Below are 25,141 nucleotides of genomic sequence, written 5' to 3'. Positions count from 1 at the left end.
GCGACCACTCAACACATAACGGCAACCAACAACCAGCAACAGCAGTAGACCTAAGGAGACCGGTATGAACATTGGAATCTTGACATCCGGCGGCGACTGCCCCGGGCTCAACGCTGTCATTCGTGGGGCGGTGCGTAAGGGCGTGCGTGAAACTGGCGACACGTTCGTGGGCCTCAGAGATGGGTGGCGTGGATTGTTGGAGGCAGATTACGCCCCGCTGACTACGCATGACGTCCGGGGAATTTCCGGCCGAGGTGGAACTATCTTGGGTACGTCCCGCACCCACCCGTACTCCCAGGGTGGGCCAGACCAGATGAAACGTGTCATGAAGGAACACAACATCGACGCGATCATCGCGATTGGTGGCGAGGGGACGCTGGCCGGCGCAGCCCGCTTGGCCGACGACGAAGGCATGCCGGTTGTGGGCGTCCCGAAAACCATTGACAACGATCTGAACAACACGGATTACACGTTCGGGTTCGACACGGCAGCCTCGATTGCAACTGAGTCGCTGGACGCGTTGCGCACCACGGCTGAGTCCCACCACCGCTGCATGGTTGTGGAAGTGATGGGGCGCAACGTGGGTTGGATCGCTCTGCACGCGGGGATGGCCGGCGGTGCGCAGGCCGTTTTGCTCCCTGAGTTCCCGGTCCCCTATGAGCAGATCTACACGTGGGTGCGTTCTGCCCGGGACCGAGGTCGTGCCCCCATTGTTGTTGTGGCAGAAGGTTTTGTGCCCGAAGACCTCGATGACCAGGTCTCTGACGCCGGTCGTGACAAGCACGGCCGTGTGCGCTTGGGTGGCGTGGCCAATCACTTGGCTCCTCTTATTGAAGAGGCAACAGGAATCGAGACGAGGGCCACGATTTTGGGGCACCTGCAACGCGGCGGCTCCCCCACTGCGTATGACCGCGTGCTGGCGACTCGTTTGGGAATGGCGGCCGTTGAGTTGGTTCACCACAAAAAATGGGGGTACATGACAAGCCTTTCGGGTGTGGACATCACGTCTGTTCAGATGGCGCTTGCTGTTGACAACCTCAAGACGGTCCCCCAGTCCAGGTGGGATGAACTGCAGGTGCTCTTGGGGTAAAGATTTTCTGGGCTCAGGTCGTGCGTCCTGGGCTCTAACTCAACGACGAGCGCCCCTGAGAAGCGAACGAGCGCCCCTGACCGTGATGGTCAGGGGCGCTCAGTTCTTGCGCTTTATGCCGGGTTCTAGCCACCGTCAGTGGCTAGAGCCGGGAGAGGCTAGCCTCCGAAGGAGTCGAAGTCGTAGTCCTCAAGCGGAATCGTTGAAGCGTCTCCGCCCAGAGCCGGGTAGAAATCACCGTAGGAGTTGGCAAACATTTCCTGCTTGGCTTCTTCCGTTGGTTCCACGATCATGTCGCGGAACTTGTGCATGCCGGTTCCGGCTGGGATGAGCTTACCGAGGATGACGTTTTCCTTCAGCCCCAAGAGTGGGTCGGACTTACCTTCAAGCGCAGCTTCCGTAAGAACACGTGTGGTCTCCTGGAAGGATGCGGCGGAAAGCCAGGACTCGGTTGCAAGCGACGCCTTGGTGATACCCATGAGTTCGTCACGTGCTGATGCGGGCTGGCCACCTTCAGCAACGACGCGCTTGTTTTCTTCCTGGTAACGGCTGCGGTCAACCAGTTCACCTGGCAACAGGTTGGTGTCACCAGATTCGATCACGGTCACGCGGCGCAGCATCTGACGCACAATAACTTCGATGTGCTTGTCGTGGATACCCACACCCTGTGAGCGGTAGACCTTCTGCACTTCGTCAACCAGGAAGCGTTCAGCCTCACGGCGACCACGGATGCGCAGAACCTGCTTGGGGTCAACCGCACCCATCTGCAGCTTCTCGCCGGCCTTGACGTGCTGGCCTTCTTCAACCAGCAACTGTGCACGGCGTCCAACAGCGTGCTCGATCTCGTCCGATCCGTCGTCCGGAACCACAATCACGTAACGAGTCTTACGCGAGTCGTCGATCTTCACACGTCCGGTTGCTTCAGCAATTGGCGCGAATCCCTTAGGTGTACGTGCTTCGAAGAGCTCGGTCACACGTGGCAGACCCTGCGTAATGTCACCGCCACCACCGGCAGCAACACCACCGGTGTGGAAGGTACGCATGGTCAGCTGGGTTCCAGGTTCACCAATCGACTGAGCAGCCACCGTACCGATAGCTTCACCGATGTCTACCAGCTGACCAGTAGCCATGGAGCGGCCGTAGTGCTGAGCAGAGATCTGCACGTCGGAGTCCGCGGTGAGAACCGAGTGGACCTTGACTTCACGGATTCCGGCTTCGACCAGAAGGTCGATCACGTCGGTCGAGATGTCGGTCTTAGCTGGAACGATCACATTACCGTCAGCGTCCACAACGTCGGCAACTGTCAGACGCCCAAGGACCGAGGTCTCAACGAACTCGTGTGGTTCGAGCGTTCCGTCTGCAGCTTCTTGCGAAACTGGGAGCGTAATACCCTTCTTGGAGTCGGTGGTTTCGGTGCGGACAATAACGTCCTGCGAAACGTCCACCAGACGACGTGTCAGGTAACCGGAGTCTGCGGTACGCAGAGCGGTGTCGGCCAGACCCTTACGAGCACCGTGCGAGGCAATGAAGTACTCAAGTACAGACAGACCTTCACGGTAGTTCGACTTAATTGGGCGAGGAATAATTTCACCCTTCGGGTTGGTCACCAGACCACGCATACCAGCAAGCTGGCGCACCTGGGTCCAGTTACCGGAAGCACCCGACTCAACCAAGCGGTACACCGAGTTTTCGGAATCGAAGTTGTCCTGCATGATCTCAGCGACACGGTCCGTGGTGTCCGACCAGATCTTCACGAGTTCAGAACGACGTTCCTCATCCGTGAGCGCACCAATTGCGTACTGGTCTTCAACCTTGGTCGACTGGTCTTCAGCGTCGTTGAGCAGACCTTCCTTGGCTTCTGGTGACACGATGTCACTCATCGCCACGGTCAAACCTGAACGGGTGGCCCAGTAGAAACCGGTTGCCTTGAAGTTGTCCAAGGTCGCTGCGACTTCCACCTTGGGGTAGTAGTCGGCCAGGCGGTTAACAATCTTCGACAGGAGCTTCTTGTTTACCGTGTTGTTAACGTAACGGTAGTTCTCCGGAAGCGTTTCGTTAAAGACTGCACGCCCCAGCGTGGTTTCGATGGTCAGGGACTGCCCTTCGGTCCAGTCCTCTGGCAGTTCCATGTCCTTGGCTGGGACCAGGTTGTCGATCCGGATGCGTGCTTTAGCGCGCAGGTCGAGTTCTCCCCGGTCAAAAGCCATGATGGCTTCGGATACAGAAGAGAATTCGCGACCTTCACCAACAGCTCCGTCAACCTGTGAGGTCAAGTGGTAGATACCGATGATCATGTCCTGCGAAGGCATGGTCACGGGCTTACCGTCGGAAGGCTTCAGAATGTTGTTTGCTGACAACATCAGAATGCGAGCTTCTGCCTGAGCCTCGGCCGACAGTGGCAGGTGAACGGCCATCTGGTCACCGTCGAAGTCCGCGTTAAACGCTGAACAGACGAGTGGGTGAATCTGGATGGCTTTACCTTCAACCAGGAGCGGTTCGAACGCCTGGATACCCAAACGGTGAAGCGTAGGTGCACGGTTGAGCAACACTGGGTGTTCGGTGATGACTTCTTCAAGAACGTCCCACACCTGTGGGTGCTGACGTTCCACCATGCGCTTTGCAGACTTGATGTTCTGTGCGTGGTTGAGGTCAACCAGGCGCTTCATCACGAACGGCTTGAACAGTTCCAGAGCCATGGCCTTGGGCAGACCACATTCGTGCAGTTTCAGCGTAGGACCAACCACAATCACGGAACGACCCGAGTAGTCCACACGCTTACCAAGCAAGTTCTGACGGAAACGTCCCTGCTTACCTTTAAGCATGTCAGACAGTGACTTCAGTGGGCGGTTACCGGGACCGGTCACTGGGCGTCCACGACGTCCGTTGTCAAACAGCGAGTCGACAGCTTCCTGCAGCATGCGCTTTTCGTTGTTGACAATGATTTCGGGGGCGCCGAGGTCGAGCAACCGCTTGAGACGGTTGTTGCGGTTGATCACGCGACGGTAGAGGTCGTTGAGGTCCGAGGTGGCAAAGCGGCCACCGTCGAGCTGCACCATGGGGCGCAGTTCCGGCGGGATCACCGGAACGGCGTCCAGGACCATTCCTTCTGGCGAGTTGTCGGTGGTCATGAACGCGTTGACGACCTTCAGACGCTTAAGAGCACGAGTCTTGCGCTGTCCCTTACCGGTCTTGATCAGTTCGCGAAGTGCTTCCGCTTCACCTTCGAGGTCGAAGTCGCGCAGACGCTGCTGGATCGCTTCTGCACCCATTGCACCCGTGAAGTAGATGCCGAAACGGGCAACCATGTCACGGTAGAGCGATTCGTCACCTTCGAGGTCTGAGACCTTGAGGTTCTTGAAACGGTCCCACACCTTTTCGATACGGTCGAGTTCGCGGTCTGCGTGGCGACGCAGGTTGGCCATTTCTTTGTTTGCCTGAGTTTCGACCTTTTTCTTGGTGGCGGCTGTCTTGCCTTCGTCTTCGAGGACCTTGAGGTCTTCTTCCAACTTCTTGGCACGACGGTCCAGGTCAGCAGCCAAACGGTCGCTGATCTGCTTTTTTTCGACATCGATCTGGTTCTGCAGGGTTGGAAGGTCGCGGTGACGCGAGTCTTCGTCAACAGATGTGATCATGTAGGCCGCAAAGTAGATGACCTTTTCGAGGTCCTTTGGAGCCAGGTCGAGCAGGTAGCCCAAGCGTGATGGAACACCCTTGAAGTACCAGATGTGGGTCACGGGAGCGGCGAGCTCGATGTGTCCCATGCGTTCGCGGCGCACTTTAGCGCGGGTGACTTCCACGCCACAGCGTTCACAGATGATGCCTTTGAAGCGAACGCGCTTGTACTTTCCGCAGTAGCACTCCCAGTCACGGGTAGGACCGAAGATCTTTTCGCAGAAAAGACCGTCCTTTTCCGGCTTCAGGGTGCGGTAGTTAATGGTTTCAGGTTTTTTGACTTCGCCGTGTGACCAGCGACGGATGTCGTCCGCGGTCGCCAGGCCAATGCGCAGCTCATCAAAGAAATTGACGTCAGGCACGTGAATCCTCTTTCTTGCCGTTAGGCCAAAATTTCAGGTAGATCAGACTTCTTCGACGGTGTTTGCTTCGTTACGCGACAGGTTGATGCCCAGCTCTTCAGCTGCGCGGTACACCTCGTCGTCGTCTCGCATCTCAACTGACTGGCCGTCCGAAGACAGCACTTCCACGTCGAGGCACAGGGACTGCATTTCCTTGATAAGAACCTTGAAGGACTCCGGGATTCCCGGGTCAGGAAGGTTGTCGCCCTTAACGATCGCTTCGTAGACCTTGACACGGCCAGGAATGTCGTCGGACTTGATGGTGAGCAGTTCCTGGAGTGTGTACGCGGCACCGTATGCTTCCAGTGCCCACACTTCCATTTCACCGAAGCGCTGACCACCGAACTGTGCCTTACCACCCAGAGGCTGCTGGGTAATCATGGAGTACGGTCCGGTCGAACGCGCGTGGATCTTGTCGTCGACCAGGTGGTGCAGCTTAAGCATGTACATGTAACCGACCGAAATCGGGAATGGGAACGGTTCACCCGAACGTCCGTCAAACAGACGTGCCTTACCGGTGGAGTCGATCAGACGGTCTCCGTCGCGGTTGGGGCGAGTCGAGTCGAGTAGACCGCGCAGTTCGTGTTCATGCGCACCGTCGAACACTGGTGTTGCCACGTTCGTGCCCGGTTCGGCGTCGAATTCGAACTTACCGTCGGCCAGTTCCTTGGCCCATTCGGGGTTGCCCTCGATGTGCCATCCCTGGTTTGCGATCCAACCCAAGTGGATTTCGAAAACCTGACCGATGTTCATACGGCGAGGAACACCGTGTGGGTTCAGGATGACGTCGACAGGCGTTCCGTCTTCCATGAATGGCATGTCTTCGATCGGAAGGATCTGGGAGATGACACCCTTGTTACCGTGACGTCCAGCCATCTTGTCACCAATGGTGATCTTGCGGCGCTGGGCGACGTACACGCGAACCAGCTGGTTCACACCTGGTGACAGTTCGTCATCTTCTTCACGGTCGAACACCTTGACACCAATGACGGTACCGGTCTCACCGTGTGGCACCTTGAGCGAGGTGTCACGGACTTCACGGGACTTCTCACCGAAGATCGCGCGCAGCAGGCGCTCTTCTGGGGTCAGCTCTGTTTCACCCTTAGGCGTGACCTTACCCACCAAGATGTCGCCGTCGGTGACTTCAGCACCGATCCGAATGATGCCTCGTTCGTCAAGCTCAGCCAGAGCGTCGGGTGAGATGTTCGGAATGTCACGAGTGATCTCTTCAGCACCCAGCTTGGTGTCGCGAGCATCGATTTCGTGCTCTTCGATGTGGATCGACGAAAGCACGTCATCCTGCACCATGCGCTGAGACAGAATGATCGCGTCTTCGAAGTTGTAACCTTCCCAAGACATGAACGCCACGAGGAGGTTCTTACCCAGGGCCATTTCACCGTTTTCGGTGGATGGTCCGTCAGCAAGAACTGCTCCAACCTCAACACGGTCACCCTGGTCAACAATGATGCGCTGGTTGTATGAGGTTCCGTGGTTCGAACGACGGAACTTCTCAGCCTTGTAGGTAGTGGTAGTACCGTCATCGTTCATGACGGTCACATAGTCGGCGGACACCTCGGTCACCACGCCGGCCTTTTCAGCCGTGATGACGTCACCAGCGTCAACTGCCGCACGGTACTCCATACCCGTACCAACGTAAGGCGCCTGGGCGCGTACCAGCGGAACAGCCTGGCGCTGCATGTTCGCACCCATGAGAGCACGGTTAGCGTCGTCGTGTTCGAGGAACGGAATCAGAGCGGTCGCAACCGACACCATCTGACGTGCAGAAACGTCCATGAAGTCGATTTCGTCAGCTGGGATCAGATCAGCTTCTCCGCCACCACCCATGGGGCGAGCAAGGACGAACTCTTCTTCGAACTTCTGGTCTTCGGTCAGCGGGGCGTTAGCCTGCGCGATGTTGAATTCCAGTTCGTCGTCAGCTGTGAGGTACTGCGTCTTATCAGTGACAACACCGTTTTCAACCTTGCGGTACGGAGTCTCAATGAAACCGAACGGGTTGATGCGGGCGTAGGACGCAAGCGAACCGATCAGACCAATGTTGGGGCCTTCAGGGGTTTCAATGGGGCACATACGACCGTAGTGCGACGGGTGAACGTCACGGACGTCCATACCTGCGCGGTCACGTGAAAGACCACCAGGACCAAGAGCCGACAGACGACGTTTGTGTGTCAGACCTGCAAGCGGGTTGTTCTGGTCCATGAACTGCGACAGCTGGCTGGTTCCGAAGAACTCCTTGATCGCAGCAACGACCGGGCGGATGTTGATCAGCGTCTGAGGCGTAATCGCTTCGACGTCCTGAGTGGTCATGCGTTCGCGGACCACACGCTCCATACGTGACAGACCAGTGCGCACCTGGTTTTCGATCAGTTCACCAACCGCGCGGATACGGCGGTTACCAAAGTGGTCGATGTCGTCAAGCGCCACACGGATGTCAGCCTTCTGGCCATCGCGTACACCTGGCATGGTTTCCTTGCCAGCGTGCAGGCTGACGATGTAGCGGATGGTTGCAACGATGTCGTCAACCGTCAAAACCGATTCGGTCAGAGCCTCGTCAACACCCAGTTTGCGGTTGATCTTGTAACGACCCACTTTGGCCAGATCGTAGCGCTTGGGGTTGAAGTAGAGGTTGCGCAGAAGGGTTTCAGCAGCGTCAACGGTTGCTGGTTCTGCTGGACGCAGTTTCTTGTAGATGTCCAGAAGCGCTTCTTCGCGGGTGCTGACCGTGTCCTTGGCCAGAGTGTCTTTAATGGAGTCAAACTCACCGAACTCTTCAAGGATCTGTGATTCGGTCCAGCCCAGAGCCTTCAGAAGAACCGTGACCGACTGCTTACGCTTGCGGTCCAGACGCACACCAACCTGGTCGCGCTTGTCGACTTCGAACTCCAACCATGCACCGCGGGACGGGATGATCTTTGCGGTGTAGATGTCGCGGTCCGAGGTCTTGTCCGGCACGGACTCGAAGTACGCACCTGGCGAGCGCACCAGCTGGGAAACAACAACACGTTCGGTTCCATTGATGATGAACGTTCCCTTGTCGGTCATGAGTGGGAAGTCACCCATGAACACGGTCTGGGATTTGATTTCACCCGTGTTGTTGTTCATGAATTCGGCGATCACGAAGAGTGGCGCCGAGTACGTCATGTCACGTTCTTTACACTCGTCGATCGAGTATTTGGGTGGCTCGAAGCGGTGTTCGCTAAATGACAGCGACATTGCTCCAGAGAAGTCTTCTACCGGCGAGATCTCTTCAAAGATGTCTTCAAGACCCGAGGTAGTAGCAACTGAGTCGTCTCCGTTTTCAATTGCTTCTGCTACGCGGTCTTGCCAGCGTTCGTTTCCGATCAGCCAGTCGAAGCTGTCGATCTGCAGACCAAGCAGATTAGGAACTTCGAGTGGTTCGTGAATCTTGGCAAAGGAAACGCGCTTGGGCGGGTTAGCGGTCCTTGTGTTTTCGTTGGCGACGGCCAATGGGATCCTTCCACAGTGGTTGTATCTCCGAGCGCTGCAGTTCACGCCCACCGCTATATGAAGGCAAAATGAAGTCACCGCAACGCAAACCACCAGTTTAACCACGAATACCAAACCGCGCAAGATCGTTGTGGTATGGTTCTATCTTTTCACCTTTCTTGAGAATTCCATGTGTGCACGAAAGCTTCGTTCGCGCTGGTGAGCATGCGAAGTCGAGTCGCGGTGACCCGAGGTTGTGGATACTCACATGTTTTGAGACAAATCTGCAACGAACCGCCCCTCCTCCTGTGGATAACGCATTTTCCGCGCAATCGCAGTGCTAAGTTTCTGGCTGAAAGGGAGTGACAGACGTGACACTTGGTTGGCTACTAATTTTTTCGTGGATCAGCGTCTTTACCGTGCTTGTGGCGGGCGTAGTTTTGAACGCCACGACAGCCTCAGCCAGAACACGAACGGCCAGCCAGCAACCACCTCGGCCGGGGCCTTCCACTCCACCACCCACAACCCACGCAGGATCCGGGCCACCTACCCCGCAGCCACCACCCCCGCAACACCAAGAGAACTCCGGATACCCTGGTTTCTCTGACGGCTCCCCGCGGGCGAGCCAACCCGGTCAACCCGGCCAGCCGGGACAACCCAGTCAGCAGCCACCGCTCCCCCACCAGCCAGCTCAGAAACAGCAGTCCTCGACCGCATGGATGCCGAACATTCTTCTGGGTGTCGCGTGCCTTTTCCTCATTGCCGCTGCGATCACGTTTGCGAGTGTGACTGGGTCACCGGTGGTGCGTGCTGTAGCAATTGGGGTTGTCGCGGCGCTGTCTTATGTAGCTGGTCTTGTTATTCACACCCTGTCTGCCCGGCTCAAGCCTGTTGGTTTTGCGTTGGTGGCACTGGGAATCGCGTTGCTTCCCATTGCGGCTGGACTGTTGGGCGCAAGTGATTCCATTCCAGGTTCGGTGGCATGGTTTGCAGCGTCGCTGGTGGGCGTTATCGCGTATGTGCTGGCAGCGATTCTGCTGAAGTCCGAAACGATCATGTGGTTCGGCTTGCTGTTCGTGGGTTCGTTGGTGCTGTCCATTGTGAACTTCGCAGCGTTGCCACCTGTGGCGTTTTTCTACGGGCTCATGGCTACAGCCACCGTTTTTGCGCTGGTTGGTGCGCTGGGTCGCAACCGGTTACCTAAACGGTTTGTGCGCCCACACATGCTCTTGGGTGAGATTTTGGCGCCCGCGTCTGCGGTCGCGTGCCTGTTCGTGCGGCCGTTTCCCGCCACGTATCAATGGGCAATTCTGTTTGGTCTTCTGACCGTGTTCTACGTCCTTTCTGCGAGCCTGAACCGTTGGGGATGGCAGGCCATTGTTGCTCGTGTAACTGGGGCGTTTACGATCGCGCTGACGGCAAACGCCATCGCAAAACTGCTCAGCGATACAGACGATGCGATCAGATTCGCCACCGGCCTTGCGTTCCTTGTCGTGGGGCTGTGGCATGTGGTGGAAGCGCTTATTCGTCGAGCTAACACAGCCTTCCGCTTGACAGCGCATATCGTGACGACCGCGTGTTTCCTGGTGGGCACAGCGGTCACGGGGTTCGGGGTCGAGGCCACTGACGGCAGGCTCTACATTCCGGCCGGGATCATATTCGTTGCGCTCGCGGCGATGCACATTCTGTTTGCTGTTGCGACAGACACTCCACTGCAGCGCGCTTTGGGATACGGCTCAGCCGTGATGTTCGCCGTGTCGCTTGCGTGCGTTGTTGCTCATTTCATCGGCGACGATAAGTCTGCGGTCGTCATTTGCTACATCATGGCAGTGGGCGTTTTTGTCGTGGCGGATGCGTTTTTCACCGGGTGGATTGTCAGTCCCCGAGGTCGCAGTCGTCGCCGCCTTCGTGTCGCCTCACCTTTTTACACGGCGGTCTTCCCTGCGAGCGCGTTCGCACCGGCTTTTTTGGCCCTGTTTTATGGGATGCAAGTGTGGCACTTGGTCGTCCTGTTTGTGCTGGTTTTGGTGGTCGTGGGACTGGCTTTTCTGGTGCGTTCAGGTCTGTTCACGCTGTCCACAGTTCCGCTGCTTTTCACTTTTTCGTTTGGAGTCGACGCGGTCATTCATAGCGGTCGCGACTCGTGGAACTGGATTTTCTCGCGCCCTCTTTCGCTTGCTTTCTTTGCTCTTTTGGCAGCTGGCCTCATGGTCGCGTACGCGCGTCTGTACGCCCGTGGCCGTTACCGGCGAGCGCAGTATTCTGCGATTGCGAGTCTGATTGTGACTGGTTTGGGCGCGGTGAACGCTTTGATGATCACGTTCGCCCCAAACTTCCCTTATGCGGTCCTGTTTGTGACTGCGACCGTGGTTGATCTGGTGGCGTTGCTTGTGAGTTTTGAAGTGGCACGTCGCCTGACCCGTGCTGAGCACCGGCGCCGGATGGAAGTTGCGAGGGCTAAGCACGCCGAGCGTGCCCAGCACGGGCCGGTGGCTCCAATTAGGCCGTCCCCGGCACCGGTGTTTGTCATTCTGTGTGCGGTCGCGGTGTGTGTGCACGCGGTTGGTGCCGTGGTGCCTAAGTTCGAGCAGTGGTATTTCTTCACTGTCACGAGTGTTATAGCGACCGCTGCGATTGTGTATGTGACTCACGTTTTGCGGGTTCAGTGGTTCATTTTGGCAACGATGGTCACGGTCCCTGCGTTCGCGTTGTCCGTCACGTCCACATTCCTCGAGGGAACCAACCACATGGTGCTTGCCAACATTATTGCGTGGGCCATTTTGTACGCGGTTCACTGGCTGCAGGTGATTGTTAAGCGCAAGGCTCTTGCCAGTTTGGTTGCCGCAGCCCTGATTCTGCTTGGCGCGTTGATGCCTGCGGCCTTTATCGACAGTTCCGCAGTGCCGATTCCATCCTTTGCCCGAGTTGTCGTGGGGCTGATCTTGTTGGCGGTTGCGGCCACCGTCATGACCGCGGTGCGGGTGAGTCGTCACCGTGCGGTGTTCTTTGAGATCGCCAGTTACCTGGGCGCGTTGGGCCTGGCGATTTCGTTCAGTGGGCTGGTGCGGTGGAATTTCTACGTGCCGCTGCACATCGTGGCGCTCACCGCACTGTTCTGGGCGTGGATGTATGGCGGCCGAGGTGGTTTCCCCTGGCTTGTTTCCCGTCGCGTTGGTACGCAGGTGAGGTTGTATGTCACGTTCGGGCTCATGACGTTCATTGGCTTGTTGGTGGCGTTTATTTCAGGCGGTTTCTACACGGCAGTTTTCTTGTCATGGCTGGTGCTGTTCCTCATCATGGGAGCGCTGACTAACCGGCCGGTTTTGGTGTGGTGTTCCGTTGGGACCTTGGCGCTTTCAGCCGTGTGGTTGCTACGTGATGTGGTGTGGCTGGTGTTGGTTGTTCTAGCACTCATCATCATTGGGGCTGTTGTGTGGATGTTGCTACGTGGCAACCGGAATCCCGCGGAAGATGCGCGCGTGGATCAGCAGGTTCAGCCGTTCGGTGCCGCTCAGGACCGGCAGCCTGCCCAGCACAACCCTGTGCCGCCTGCGCCTCCGGTGGCAACACAGCCGCAGGTGCCGCAGCCACCTCGGGCACCTCGGCGGGAGGTTCCGCAGCCGCCGCAGGCGCCACAACCTCCGCAGGTGCAACGGCAACAGCCTCCGCAGCACCCACAGGCGCGGGAGCCATTCAACACTCCACCGCAAGCTCCGCAACATCAGACTGATAACGGACGGCCCGCCCCCGAGGGCTGGGATTCAAGCGACAGGTTCCGGCCACCAAACTCGTGACGCTTCGAAGCGCCAGATCAGCGCGGGTTTTCGTGCGAAAACAGCGTCCCGCCCGTGAACCTAACGCCAACCGTATCGCCCACGCGCGGACGATCGCCCGCAGTCAAAACGGTCAGCGCCTGGTCCCCCACGCTCACTTGCACTAGCCAGCCCGCGCGGTCGAACAGAACAGACTCAACCGTTCCGTCCACATGCCCCTCACCGGCAGAACACACACGCGCGTCACCCTCACCTACAGCGAGGATGGGGTCCACCTCGGCGTGCATGCGGGTGAAGCCGGTGACTCGCGACCCGTTTTCAAGAGCAACGGCCCGGTCGCCGCCACTGCGCTCACCCCCGCCGTCACCACCTGCAAGCGTGACGGGGAACAGGCCGGCATCGGACATGAACTGCGCAACAAACGGATCCTGAGGAGCGTTCAACACCCGTTGAGGGTCGCTGTACTGAATGATTCGCCCAGCGTTGAGAACGGCAATCCGGTCGGCAAGCGCAAGGGCTTCAGAGCGGTCGTGCGTTACATACACGGCGGTCAGCGAAAGCTCCTCAGTGAGCGCTTTGAGCTGGCCACGCAAATCCGCACGCAACGGCTCGTCCAGTGATGACAGTGCTTCGTCAAACAACACCACGTTCGGTTTCGCAATGATTGCCCGGGCAATTGCCACACGCTGCCGTTGCCCACCAGACAGAGAGTCTGGCCTCCTGTCCGCCATCCCGGCCAGCCCCACCTGGGTGAGAGTCTGAGCGACACGATCGCGCACCTCGGGACCCTTCAGCCCGCTCACCCGCAACGGGTAGGCGACATTCTCCCCCACTGACATATGCGGCCACACCGCATGATCCTGAAACACCATGCCCAGCCCGCGCTTGTCAGGGCCTAGGAACGCAGAGTCAGAAACGACCTCGGAGCCGTTGATCCGCATACCACCAGACACGGGACGCAAGAATCCCGCAATGGTGCGCAACAGCGTCGTCTTACCCGACCCCGACGGTCCCACAAGGCAGATGAACTCACCGGTCTGCGCCGTGAGCGAGATGTCGAACAATCCGCCGCCACCGGGGTAGCGCACGTTGATGTCGTTGAGCTCAAGAGCGGTCATGCTGTGGCCTTTCGGTTGGAGGCGGTGACGAGGCCCAGTCCCAGGATCCCCACCAGGCACACCAGGACTGCGAGCGCACTGGCCGCTGAGTAGTCGCCTGCCTGTTGCAGGTTGAAGATGACCACGCCCAACGTGCGGGTGCCGGGGGCCACAAGCAGGATCGAGATGGTGAGTTCGCGAACCGCGGTGAGGGCGACTACCACTCCCCCGGTGATGGCAATGGGGAAGGTGAACCGGCCCGAGGTGGTTAACAGCGCCCGTGTGGGGCTAGCACCTGCGGTTTGGGCGGCTTCTTCAAAAGAGCGACTCAGGGCCGCGGAGGTGGGTCGAACCATTTGGACGACGATCGCGCTGAACGCCATGACGTATGCGGCGAGTATTGCCCACAGCGTGTTGAAGATTCCCAGTAGCGGTGAAACCAGAAGCCATGCGACAGCTACGACCAACCCTGGGAGCGCCTGTGGGAGGAGCGCGAAAATGTCGAGCCCCACATTGTCGAAGCTGCGGGTGCGCGTGAGGAGCAGGGCAACCGCCCACCCCAGCACAGTGCATACGACACCAGCGCCTATGGCCAGGAGCACTGAGTTCCCCACGCCTGACAACACGGAAGGGTTGGAGAGTGCGTGCGTGAAGTTCGCGAACGTGACGGTGTCTGCTCGCAGTGGTACGCCTGGGGCTGGCAGGATCGCTTGGCGGATGAGTGCAAGCAGGGGTAGCACGGTCGTGATGAGAGCTCCCGCCCAGAGGATCACGGTGAGTGCCCACATGAGTGGGGTGCGCGCGGCCGGTTGGGTGGGGCGGGTGGATGCCGCCGCCGAGGTCGTTCCTACGGAGCGCTGAACGAAGACGGCGAGGCATGCCAGGGTCAGGAGAAGGGTTCCCACTGCCGAGGCCGCCGGGAGCGGGTTGAGCACTGAGTGGGACGCGATGAACCGGTACACCAGGGTGGTGAGGGTTGTGTAGTTGGCGGGAAGCCCTAGGAGTGCGGGGATTCCGAAGTCTGAAAGATTACTGGCGAATGTCAGTACCAGCGACGCCATGAGTGCGGGCCGTAACAGTGGAAGTGTGATGGTGGTGTAGATGCGGGTGGTTGATGCGCCTGCCACACGTGCGGCCTCTTCGAGTTGGTTGGGGATGCGTGCCATGGCCGAGCTGATGAGCAAGTACGCCATGGGCCAGGATGTGATGGTCAGCAGCAGGATCACCCCACCGGCACCGTAAATGTTGTTCGGGAGGACTGTCCCTAAGAGAGAGCGGAGCGGCCCCGAGGGTGAGAACAACGCGATCCACGACATCGCACTGATGAACGGCGGGATCAGGAACGGCAACAGGAACAGCCATCGCAAGGCGGTAGCCTCCGGCACTTTGAACCTGTCCAGTGCGATTGTCAGTATAAGAGCCACTACGGTTGCCCCGAGTGCTGCACACACGGAACTCACCAGCGAGTTGAGTACAGCTGTCAACAGGTCAGGGTTGCGCAACGTTTCAAGCCCAGCGGAGCTCAAGCCCGTTGACACCACCGTCGCGAGTGGTAAGCCAATTGTCACCAGGACGGCGACCCAAACTGCGAGTCGTAGCCCTGGGACACGAAGTCCCGACTCCCGCGAGACCTTACCGCGCTTTGAACTCTGCGTGGAGGTGGTGGTACGGGAGTCAGAACTGTGGTGAGTCAAACTCACCCCATGATCTCCTTGAACTTCTTAACTGCACCGTCCTGCTGTTCTTTAACCTTGGCGTAATCAGGCTGGATGAGGTTGATGTCGGTAAGAGCAGGTGCGCCTTCAGGGGCACCAGCATCAGAGCGCACCGGCACGTAGTTCTGCTTGACTGCTAGCTCCTGGCCTTCTTTAGACACCAGGAAGCTCACGAACGCTTGGGCTGCTTCCGGGTTCTCCGAGTCTTTGAACACACCGGCAGGCTGGTTTACATACGGCACACCGTCCGTGGGGTAGCTCACTGCAACGGGTGAACCCTTGTCTGCAAGGTCGCGCACTGGGTAGTCCACGACAATGCCGACCGGCGATGATCCGTCAGCAACTGCCTGTGCGACAGGGCCGTTGGACTCCAGAACCTTGGGCTTGTTTTCACCCAGCTTCTTAAGCCAATCTTCGCCTAGTTCTGGCTGGTCAAGCCACAGTGCGGTGTTGAATGCCGCTGCACCAGAAACGTCAGGGTTAGGCATTGCGATCTGGTCTTTGAACTTGGAATCAGTGAGTTCGGCCCACGACTTTGGGGCTTCTTCCACTTTGTCCGTGTTGTATGCGATCACGGTTGGGATGATGCGGGTGCCCACATAGTACCCGTCCGCGTCGACCTGCTCTTCTTCGATTCCGTCGGTTTCAACCTTGTCGAGTTTGATCAGTTCGTCTTCGCTCTTGAACCCTTCAAACGTGGGAACGTCTGCGGCCAGCAGAACGTCAGCGCCGATCTTTCCGGACTTCTTCTCAGAGGCGATACGTGTTTTCAGTTCACCTGTTCCAGCACGGAAGACCTTGACCTGGATGTCAGGGTTTTCTTCGTTGAACGCGTCAATGACTTCGTTGATCTTTGCTTCAGGTTCTGAGGTGTAGAGGCTGATTTCACCGCTCCCCTCAGCCTTGTCGCCACCGTTACCAGCGTCGGAGACATCGCACGCGGTGAACATGAGTGTGGATACCACCAGCGCTGATGCAAGGGCGGTACCACGTACAGCAGAACGTGCATTACGGAAAAGGGGCTTCATATTTCTCCAGTTCAGACGAGGCGTACTGTGTGCGCGAGCGGTTATTCGAAACTCTCGCGCTAAGCAACGGCCACATCGTCCCCCACGAATCCAAACGCGGGGTATCACCAAGGTTGCACCTCGGTGAACCCCGCGCCCCTTCGCCTTAGCTCAGTCGCTTAGACGCGATTTCTGCTCCCTGTGCCAGGGTTTCGAGCTTGGCCCAGGCGATTTCAGGGTGGATACGGCCACCCAGTCCGCAGTCCGTGGAAGCGACAACGTTTTCGGGCCCAACAAGACGGGCGAAACGTTCGATGCGGTCTGCTACCAGCTCCGGGTGTTCCACCACGTTGGTTGAGTGGGACACGATTCCTGGAATGAGGTACTTGCCTTCAGGAAGTTTGGTGTCTTCCCAGATCCGCCATTCGTGCTCGTGGCGCACGTTCGCTGCTTCGAAGGTGATTCCGGCCGCGTTGATGTCCAGGACGTCGTCGACGATTTCTGCGAAAGGCAGGTCGGTGACGTGAGGGCCGTGCCACGATCCCCAGCATGTGTGAAAGCGGACTCGCTGCGGGTCAATTCCGCGCAGGGCGTGGTTAAGCGCCTCGATACGTGGACGTGTGAAGGCGCGGTAGTCCTCGTATGACGGTTCAGGGTTGATCTGGTCGAAGTTTTCCGCGATTGACGGGTCGTCAATCTGCACGATGAAACCGGCCTCTGTGATTGCGAGGTATTCCTCACGGAAGACATCGGCCATGGCCCAGATGAACTCTTCGTCGCTGTCATAGTACTCGTTGGTGATACGAGCGGCTGAGCTTGGCCCCAAAGAGTTGATGTATGCAGTCGACGGGTCAACGCCTGCCTTTTCGCAGGCCACGCGCAGGTTCTCAATGTCACGCTGCACCTTGTCCTGGCCGATGTAGGTCACCGGCCCAATCGCAGCTGGGAATTTTGGTTGCTTCCCGGTGTCGGCACCCGATTCCTGGTCACTGTAGACACCAGGGAAAATGTGACGGTCACGGCGATCGCCAAAGCTTGTCAGCTGCAAATTGCCGGGTTCTGAACGTACCGCCTCACCCTCAAACAAGGTCTGCTCGCGCAACTCCAGCCCACCTGTGCGTTCAAAGGAGTAGTGCCACCACGCACCGTAGTCCTTAGCTGCCGCCATCGCGTGACCGTATTCGCCGTCGTTGACGTCGGTGATTCCCAGTTCTTTTTGCTTAGCGACCAGATCCACAACGGAGTCCTGCAGAAGGCGCTGGAACTCGTCGTTGTTGAAGTTGTCGTCAAAGCGAGCCGCGTTGGCTGCGATGAGTTGGTCCGTGCGAGGTAAAGAACCTGCGTGAGACACGCGGATTGATGACATGCTGATTCCTTTCATACGACTGTGAGTCCACCACATCACATATGCGTATGCGCATGTCTGCAGTTCGTCATGATTCGCAATGCACCAGCCAAACGAAACGGCGCAACAAAAAACTGGCCGCCACCCACACGGGGTGACGGCCAGTCAGTAGCTTGGAACGACCTCGGGCACGGGATCACTGGACCCCGCACCCGGGCCACCAAATTACTTAAGCGATACGGTAGCGCCAGCTGCTTCGAGCTTTTCCTTAGCAGCTTCAGCGGTTTCCTTGTTAACGCCTTCCAGAACAGGCTTAGGAGCACCGTCAACGAGCTCCTTAGCTTCCTTCAGACCAAGGCTGGTGAGTCCACGAACTTCCTTAATAACAGGAACCTTCTTGTCTCCACCGGATTCGAGGATGACGTCGAATTCGTCCTTCTCTTCAGCTGCGCCAGCGTCTCCGCCGCCAGCACCAGGAGCAGCAGCAACAGCAGCAACTGGAGCAGCAGCTTCAACTTCGAATTCTTCTTCAAACTTCTTAACGAAGTCGTTCAGTTCAATCAGGGTGAGCTCTTTGAACGCTTCAATGAGCTCTTCAGGGGTGAGCTTAGCCATGGTGGCTACGTCCTTCCGTGAGTGGTTGGGTTCAACCGTGGTTTATGGGGGTGAAACTTAAGCTGCTTCGGATCCGGATTCTTCCTGCTTTGCACGCAGTGCATCGACGGTACGTACCGTCTTGACCAGAGGTGCGGTGAACGCGTAGGCAGCCTTGTACAGGCTTCCCTTGAGCGCTCCAGCAGCCTTGGCAAGCAGAACTTCGCGGGATTCGAGGTCAGCCAGCTTCGTAACTTCTTCAGCTGAAAGTGCGGCACCTTCGAGGTGTCCACCCTTGATGACCAGCTGAGGATTCGCCTTGGCAAAGTCACGCAGAGCCTTCGCAGCGTCAGCGACATCACCGGAGATGAAAGCGATAGCAGATGGACCCTTGAGGTTGTCTGCGTTGAACGCTTCCAGTCCAGCCTCTTTAGCTGCAATGGCGGTCAGCGTATTCTTTACCACGGCGTAGGAGGCGTTCCCACCGAGTGCAACGCGCAGTTCTTTCATCTGCGCAACGGTGAGACCGCGGTACTCAGTCAGCACAGCGGCCGAGGAGTTCTCAAACAGCTGTTTGATCTCCTGTACCGCAGCTGCCTTGTCTGGCCTCGCCATGGTATTCCTTTCGTACATGTTGGTGTGCGAACACGAAAAAAGCGTTCCGCGCAGCAGGCACGGAACGCTCACAAATGCATCCCTAACGGGAGTTCATGAAGTTCAGTATCACCTGCGCGGGTCACTCATTCCGAGTCTTCGTCAGCGTTTGCTTCTAAAAGGTGTTAGAGGCGCGCGCTGAGACCAACGGTCTTGGGCACCAGATGAGTCTAACGTAGAGTTCCGGGTAAGTCCAAATCTGGGGCGCAGTGTTTGGCCGGTGCGTGTTCGCGCGGGTGCGCGTTGCTATGTTTTTGGTCGGTGATTCTAGTGGAGATTCGGGTGGTGTTTTTGCCGTTATGACGCGTATTTTCAGTTTCACATCAGACCCTGTGGTGCTCAATTCGTACCTGATTCTGGGCGATGAGCGGGCTGTGATTGTGGACACGGGTTCCGGCCCGCGGCAGGCGTCGAGGATCCTGACGACCTTCGCCGAGGTGTCCCTCACCCAGTCTGGTCGCGCGCTTTTCGTGGACCTTCCCGTCAGTGTGGTGAACACGCACGACCACTGGGATCATTTCTTTGGCAACGCCACGTTCGCCCGCGCGGGCGTCACCGAGTTTTTCGCCTCACCGCAGTGCATACGAGACATGCAGGCCAGCGCGTGGGTGCAGTTTCACGAAGTGCCCAGCGACTTCGAACCCGATCTGCCCGCGGACCCTTCTGAGCTTCTCGTCCCCATGACCGAGGTGACTGACGGCGTCACGTTAACCGACCTCGGCGCTGGTTTTGCGGACCTGGACGTGACAGTCCGGGTTCTTCCGGGGCACACGGAGGGCGATCTTGTACTGATCGCCGGGCACGTGGCGCTGGTGGGTGACCTTGTTGAGGAGGGCGCTCCCCCGGCGTTGGGTGATGATGCGACCCCGTCAAGGTGGGCACAGAACCTGGAGCGGCTCCTGGAGGATCCGCGCTTGACCGTGTTTGCGCCGGGACATGGACGGCCGGTGGATCGGGAGTATGTGACGCGGCAGGCTGGGGTGATTGCGCAGGCAGGGCTGGAAGACGCCGAGGTGGCAGCAGTCCCCTTTTCGCGTGACCTCACTCTGGCTACGCCTGGATTGCCCGAGGGGGTAGCTAGGATTCTGTGAGGCTAGGTTCTTGCGCCCCGGGGTTTAGGGCGGGGCGTGGGGTTTTGGCGTGGGACGGGTGCGCGGGGAAAACGCAGTGCGGGCGGGATGGTTCCCGCCCGCACTGCGTTTCTAGAGGTGTTGGTGTGCGTGCTTTCCCGTCAGGTGACGGTGAGCATTGCTGCTAGTTTTTGCGGCGACGGAACACCAGTCCCGCACCCAGAGCCACCAGCGCGACACCAACTGCGAGGCTCATGCCAACGTTGACGCCCGTGCGAGGCAGAGCACCATTTTCCTTGGAGCTGTCGTTGCCCTTGTTGCCGGAGTCGGTGTTGTTATCGTTGCCGTTGTCGGAGGCGTCGCCTTCGTTTTCGGCTTCCTCGTCTCCAGCGTCAGTGTCGCCACCGTCGCTTTCACCCTTGTCACCGTCACCGGGATCACTGTCATCGCCAGGCGTTTCGTCGTTACCACCTTCTGAAGGAGCTTCGGTCGGCTCCTCTGATGGATCCTCACCTGGCTCTTCAGAAGGAGCGTCGGTTGGCTCTTCGCTAGGTTCTTCTGACGGCTCTTCCGAAGGTGCTTCTGACGGCTCCTCGCTCGGAGCTTCTGACGGAGCATCAGTTGGTTCCTCAGTTGGTTGCTCTGAAGGTTCTTCAGTTGGCTGTTCCGAAGGAGCGTCGGTTGGGTCCTCGGTCGGTTCTGGTGTTGGCTCCTCGACAGGTGCCGTCGTCACCACAAATTCGAAGCTACCAACGCCAGTTCCCATTGCCTTACGATCAACGCTAAACTCCTGAGCGCCGGCGTTTGCCGCCACGTTCGACACTGGAACGATGCCTGCATTTACAGCAGCCACCCGCACCTGAGCGGCCACACCCATGCTCAGTGCTGCGCCAGGCGTCACCGGTGCCACGCCAGCATTGTCACCTGCGGTTGCCTCATCGAAAAGCACGATGGTTTCACCATCGTTCGCTGAAGGTTTAACTTCAACCTTCGTGACCTTGCGACCTTCCTTCACGTTGACGCCAAGCGTGACCTTGTCACCGGAGAAGAAATGCTGCTTCTTAGCTTTTGTGTCGTACGCTACGTAACCGCCAGATTCAGATTCGTGGGCCTCGAGTGGCTGGCCGCCGTCCTTGAAGTACACGCTCTCTACTTCGTCTTTGTTTACCTGCACGCTCGCGTCGATACGAGTAAACGCGAAGTGAGCTTCAGTCGTCTTGTTTTCCTTGACTTCGATCTCGGTCTCTACGAAGTTTCCGCCTTCGGTGGTCGCCTCAGACTTCTCACCGGTGTCAGGGTCGATTTCGGTAGCCTTCTCGCCGCCTTTCAACTCGGCGAACGGCAAACGCTTGCCTTCGGAGTCAACAACTACCCCGAAGCCCTTCGCTACAGAATCGTTTTGCATGTAAACGGTGTACTTACCTTCAGGCAAGCCCTGCTTTTCCAAGGCTTCCGGCGTCACCTTGTACCAGTTACCCTGCTCATCAACCAGGTAGACGTAACTGCTTGCAACGTCTTCGTTTTCGCCAGAGTACTCGTTGTCCAAGCTCTCATCACGGAACAGGCGGAAGTCGACTTTTCCGTTCGGCTCAGGTGCAACCGTCGGATCATCGGTAGGTTCCGGTGTTGGCTCCTCAGTCGGGTCATCCGTCGGTTCCGGTGTTGGCTCCTCGGTCGGGTCATCCGTCGGTTCCGGTGTTGGCTCTTCCGTAGGATCTTCAGTCGGCTCCGGCGTAGGCTCCTCCGTAGGATCATCCGTCGGTTCCGGTGTTGGCTCCTCGGTCGGGTCATCCGTCGGTTCAGGAGTCGGCTCCGGCGTAGGCTCCTTAGTTGGGTCATCCGTCGGCTCTGGCGTTGGTTCCTCTACCGGCGCCGTCGTCACCACAAATTCGAAGCGACCAAAGTCGTCGCCCATCTTTGAACGGTCAACACTGAATTCCTGTACGCCAGCATTGTCACCTGCGGTTTCCTCATCGAAGAGCACGATGGTTTCGCCGCCGCGGGTCGCAGAAGGTTTGACTTCGACCTTCGTGACCTTGCGACCTTCCTTCACGTTGACGCCAAGCGTGACCTTGTCACCGGAGAAGAAGTGACGCTTCTTAGCTTCCGCATCGTCGGAAGCCATGAAACCGCCAGATTCAAATTCGAAGGCTTCTAGACGTTGGTCACCGTCTTTGAAGTACACACTCTCTACTTCGTCTTTGTTAACCTGCGCCGAGCCATCAATACGAGTGAACGCGAAGTTAGCTTCAACCGTTTCGTTCTCCTTGACCTCAATTTCGGTCGTTACGAACCGTCCCCTGTCGGTGGTCGTCTCAATCTTTTTACCGGTGTCAGCATCAATGTAGGTAGCCTTCTCGCCACCTTCCAATTCAGCGAAGGGTAGGCGCTTACCTTCGGAATCAACAACCACGCCGAAGCCGTCCGCTACGGAGTTGTTCCGCATGTACACGGTGTACTTACCAGCAGGCAAGCCTTGCTTCGCCAAGGAGTCTGGAGTCACCTTGTACCAGTTACCCTGCTCATCAACCAGGTTGACGTAACCACTTGCGACCTCTTCCGCGTCACCCGAGTACTTGTTGTCCAAGTTCTCATCACGGAACAAGCGGAAGTCAACCTTGACCGTAGGGGCAACCTTTTCAAGCTGCACGTCGAACTCAAAGCGCCCGAAGTCATCGCCCATTTCGGAACGCTTGATCCGGTATTCGGTGTCGGAAACCTTTTCTGCTTCCACAGTCTTACCGCCACCAAAGCCGCGTACAGTCACACCCTTGACTGTGTAACCGTCAATCTCTTCCACCCCAACAGTGACCCATTCTTCAGAGAAGAAGTGACGTGTCTTAGCACCAGCGTCATCGGAGGCAACATAACCCACTGAGTCAGACTTGTAGGTCTCCAGGCGTTGGTCGCCGTCCTTGAAGTACACCTTCGAGTCAACTGCTTCGCCGTCAGCAGTCACCTTTGCTGTCGCGTCAATGCGAGTTGAGGCGAAGTTAGCTTCGATCGTCTCGTTTTCCTTGATTTCAATCTCGGTCGTGACGAAACGTCCTTCATCGGTGGTTGTTTCGGCCTTTTCGCCGGTCTTCGCGTCGATGAAGGTAGCGTCCTTCTTGCCCTGCAACTCAGCGAATGGCAAACGCTTGCCGTCCGAATCAACAACCACACCAAAGCCGTCAGCAACGGATGCATCACGCATGTACACGGTGTACTTACCGGCAGGCAAGCCCTGTTGCGCCAAGGCCTCTGGCATCACCTTGTACCAGTTGCCTTCTTCATCAACCAGGTTGACGTAGCGATCAACGACCTCGTCAGTGCCTTCGTCGAAAGAGTTGTTGAGGTTCTCGTCACCAAACAGACGGAAGTTCACCTTACCCGTGGGGGCAACCTTTTCAAGCTGCACGTCGAACTTCAGGCGACCAAAGTCGTCGCCAAGTACGGAACGCTTGACACGGTACTCGGTGTCAGAAACCTTCTCCGCGTCAACCGTCTTGCCCCCGGCAAGACTACCAACGGTCACGCTTCTCACCTTGTGTCCGTCGATGTTTTCCACACCAACAGTCACCCATTCGTCGGAGAAGAAGTGACGTGTCTTTTTGTCCGCGTCGTCAGATGCGAGGTGCTCGGTTGTGGTGGAGGTCTTCGAAACGAAGCTCTCCAGGCGAGTCTCGCCGTCCTTGAAGTACACCTTCGAGTCAGCCGCTTCCCCGTCAACAGTGACCTTGGCGCTGGCGTCGATGCGGGTCGATGCCATGTCAACAACAGTTTCTTTGTCCGGTGCCACAGTGAAGGTGGTCTTCACGAACCGGCCCTTGTCGGTGACCGTTGGCAGAGTTTCGCCGGTGTCAGCGTCAACGTATGTCGCGTCGTGTGACTCGTCCAAACTGACGGTCTCCATACGCTTTCCGGTCGCACTGTCGACGACCACACCAAAGCCATCGGCCACACTCGCGTTGCGAACGTAGGCGGTGTACTCACCGGCCGGCAATCCCTGCTTTTCTAAGGACTCCGGTTCCACTTTGAACCAGCGACCGTTTGAATCAACCAGGTTGATATAGCTCTCGCTGACCTTTTCTTCGGGCCCTGAATATTTGTTGTCTACGTTTTCGTCACCGAACAGACGAACTGTGGCCTTTCCAATCTCAACCGGCTTGAGGAACACCTTGTATTCGAAGTTTCCCCACGCTTCCCCAGAGTCAGACGAGTTAACGGTGTACGTGTGGTTAGCTGGGTCGGATGTGACTTTCAACGGGTCGCTGAGCTTGTCGATGTTGTAAGCCCCGTCTTCTTGCTGGTGGAATCGCGCCTCCACTTTGTCGACCGCGTAGTTAATCTTTGGCGAAATGCGCGCCGTTACCTTGCCGCTGGCGAAGAGGTGTTTGTCCCACGCCGCATCGCCCTTACCAGCCCAGTAAAGACCGTCCACATTGGACGACTTCACGGATGCGCTTCCGTCTTTGAAGGCAACACCAACAGCGTCAGGGGCTGCGACCTCGGCACCGTCTTTCGTTTCAACAGCCGAAACGTTCGCACCAATCGAGGACGCCGCATATGTCAAGTCAAGAGACTTGCCTGCCTCCAACGTGATGTCCGTGTAGCTGTGGCGGCCGTAACCAGCGGTCACGCCGTTCGTGATTTCCTGGCCTTTGTCTCCGATTCGGGTCGCTGGAACGTTCATCTTCAGCATGGTGACTGGCAGACGCTTGCCGGTGGCAGTGTCAACGATCGCGTAGTGACCGAACGTGCTGTTCATTTCCACGTACAGCGTGTAGTCGCCTGCCGGTAGCCCGAACTTCTTCAAGTTGCCCGGGTGAATCACATACCACTTACCGGTGGCCTTGTTTTTCAAGGTCAGGGTTTTGTTGAGGTACGTGGGCTGAAGTGGCGGTTCGCCGTCGTCATACTGTTTGTCGTGGTCACGGTCTTGGAAGATGCGCACGTCGGCGGTGCCCCGGTCTGCGGCGACCGTAGCGTGGGCCGAGGCGGGCGTTCCGAACGCTGTCACGGCAGGGGTGAGCGTTCCGACGAGTGCGGTAGCTAGAACTGCCGCACTGAGACGAGAAGAGCGGTGCATGGTGGGGTCTCCAGTGTCAAGAAGATGAGAATAAGGGAATCGCCCCTAATCTTTCAGCGCACTGTGAACCCAATTCGTTGCACACCTTAACGTTAAGTGAACGTGAGTTGTGGGTTAATGCTCAAAATGTGTGTACGGCAGGGGCTTCTTGCCCAGTGTTCCGTAAGGCTTCAGGCGGTTATACATG

The 25,141-nt window shown here is 57.7% G+C and carries 12 protein-coding genes; 3 read left to right on the top strand and 9 right to left on the bottom strand.

Going from position 1 to position 25,141, the window contains the following annotated elements; all coding sequences use genetic code 11:
* Positions 1-64 precede the first annotated feature (64 nt).
* On the top strand, positions 65-1,090 hold the full coding sequence (locus tag QP868_RS07880; protein WP_284926051.1) for a 6-phosphofructokinase: 1,026 nt from the start codon (positions 65-67) through the stop codon (positions 1,088-1,090).
* A 158-nt stretch (positions 1,091-1,248) separates the two neighbouring features.
* Here QP868_RS07880 and QP868_RS07875 read toward each other — a convergent pair whose 3' ends face one another.
* Both QP868_RS07875 and rpoB read right to left on the bottom strand, forming a co-directional pair.
* Positions 1,249-5,124: a DNA-directed RNA polymerase subunit beta' gene (locus QP868_RS07875; RefSeq protein ID WP_284926050.1), complete on the bottom strand. Its 3,876-nt coding sequence runs from the start codon at positions 5,122-5,124 to the stop codon at positions 1,249-1,251.
* 42 nt (positions 5,125-5,166) lie between these two features.
* Positions 5,167-8,649: a DNA-directed RNA polymerase subunit beta gene (gene rpoB / locus QP868_RS07870; protein ID WP_040347505.1), complete on the bottom strand. Its 3,483-nt coding sequence runs from the start codon at positions 8,647-8,649 to the stop codon at positions 5,167-5,169.
* A 350-nt stretch (positions 8,650-8,999) separates the two neighbouring features.
* On the opposite strand from rpoB, the gene QP868_RS07865 reads away from it, so the two are divergent.
* On the top strand, positions 9,000-12,422 hold the full coding sequence (locus tag QP868_RS07865) for a hypothetical protein (protein WP_284926049.1): 3,423 nt from the start codon (positions 9,000-9,002) through the stop codon (positions 12,420-12,422).
* Positions 12,423-12,439: 17 nt separating this feature from the next.
* On the opposite strand, the gene QP868_RS07860 is transcribed toward QP868_RS07865, so the two are convergent.
* From QP868_RS07860 to rplJ, 6 genes are all read right to left on the bottom strand, one after another.
* Positions 12,440-13,519 (bottom strand): ABC transporter ATP-binding protein, encoded by a 1,080-nt coding sequence (locus QP868_RS07860; protein WP_284926048.1) that lies wholly within the window; start codon positions 13,517-13,519, stop codon positions 12,440-12,442.
* On the bottom strand, positions 13,516-15,198 hold the full coding sequence (locus tag QP868_RS07855) for an ABC transporter permease (RefSeq protein ID WP_284926047.1): 1,683 nt from the start codon (positions 15,196-15,198) through the stop codon (positions 13,516-13,518). Before QP868_RS07855 ends, QP868_RS07860 begins: the two co-directional genes overlap by 4 nt.
* A complete protein-coding gene (locus tag QP868_RS07850; protein ID WP_284926046.1) occupies positions 15,195-16,241 on the bottom strand; it encodes an ABC transporter substrate-binding protein in 1,047 nt (348 codons plus the stop codon). The genes QP868_RS07855 and QP868_RS07850 overlap by 4 nt, the downstream gene beginning before the upstream one ends.
* Before the next feature lie 145 nt (positions 16,242-16,386).
* Complete coding sequence (locus QP868_RS07845; RefSeq protein ID WP_284926045.1) at positions 16,387-17,586, bottom strand: cobalamin-independent methionine synthase II family protein; 1,200 nt, start codon at positions 17,584-17,586, stop codon at positions 16,387-16,389.
* 204 nt (positions 17,587-17,790) lie between these two features.
* Positions 17,791-18,180, bottom strand: coding sequence for a 50S ribosomal protein L7/L12 (rplL, locus tag QP868_RS07840; protein ID WP_005885891.1), 390 nt, complete (start codon positions 18,178-18,180; stop codon positions 17,791-17,793).
* 57 nt (positions 18,181-18,237) lie between these two features.
* A complete protein-coding gene (gene rplJ, locus QP868_RS07835; protein WP_284926044.1) occupies positions 18,238-18,774 on the bottom strand; it encodes a 50S ribosomal protein L10 in 537 nt (178 codons plus the stop codon).
* Positions 18,775-19,112: 338 nt separating this feature from the next.
* Between rplJ and QP868_RS07830 the strand changes: the two genes are divergently transcribed.
* The gene (locus QP868_RS07830) at positions 19,113-19,904 is read left to right on the top strand and encodes an MBL fold metallo-hydrolase (protein WP_284926043.1); all 792 of its coding nucleotides are present in this window, start codon (positions 19,113-19,115) and stop codon (positions 19,902-19,904) included.
* A 163-nt stretch (positions 19,905-20,067) separates the two neighbouring features.
* Here QP868_RS07830 and QP868_RS07825 read toward each other — a convergent pair whose 3' ends face one another.
* Positions 20,068-24,954 (bottom strand): PT domain-containing protein, encoded by a 4,887-nt coding sequence (locus tag QP868_RS07825; RefSeq protein WP_284926042.1) that lies wholly within the window; start codon positions 24,952-24,954, stop codon positions 20,068-20,070.
* Positions 24,955-25,141: the final 187 nt, after the last annotated feature.

The organism is Brevibacterium sp. UMB1308A (assembly GCF_030230605.1).
Taxonomy (GTDB): domain Bacteria; phylum Actinomycetota; class Actinomycetes; order Actinomycetales; family Brevibacteriaceae; genus Brevibacterium.
The sequence above is the reverse complement of the archived record's forward strand: the minus strand, read 5'-3'. Positions and strand labels throughout refer to the sequence as shown.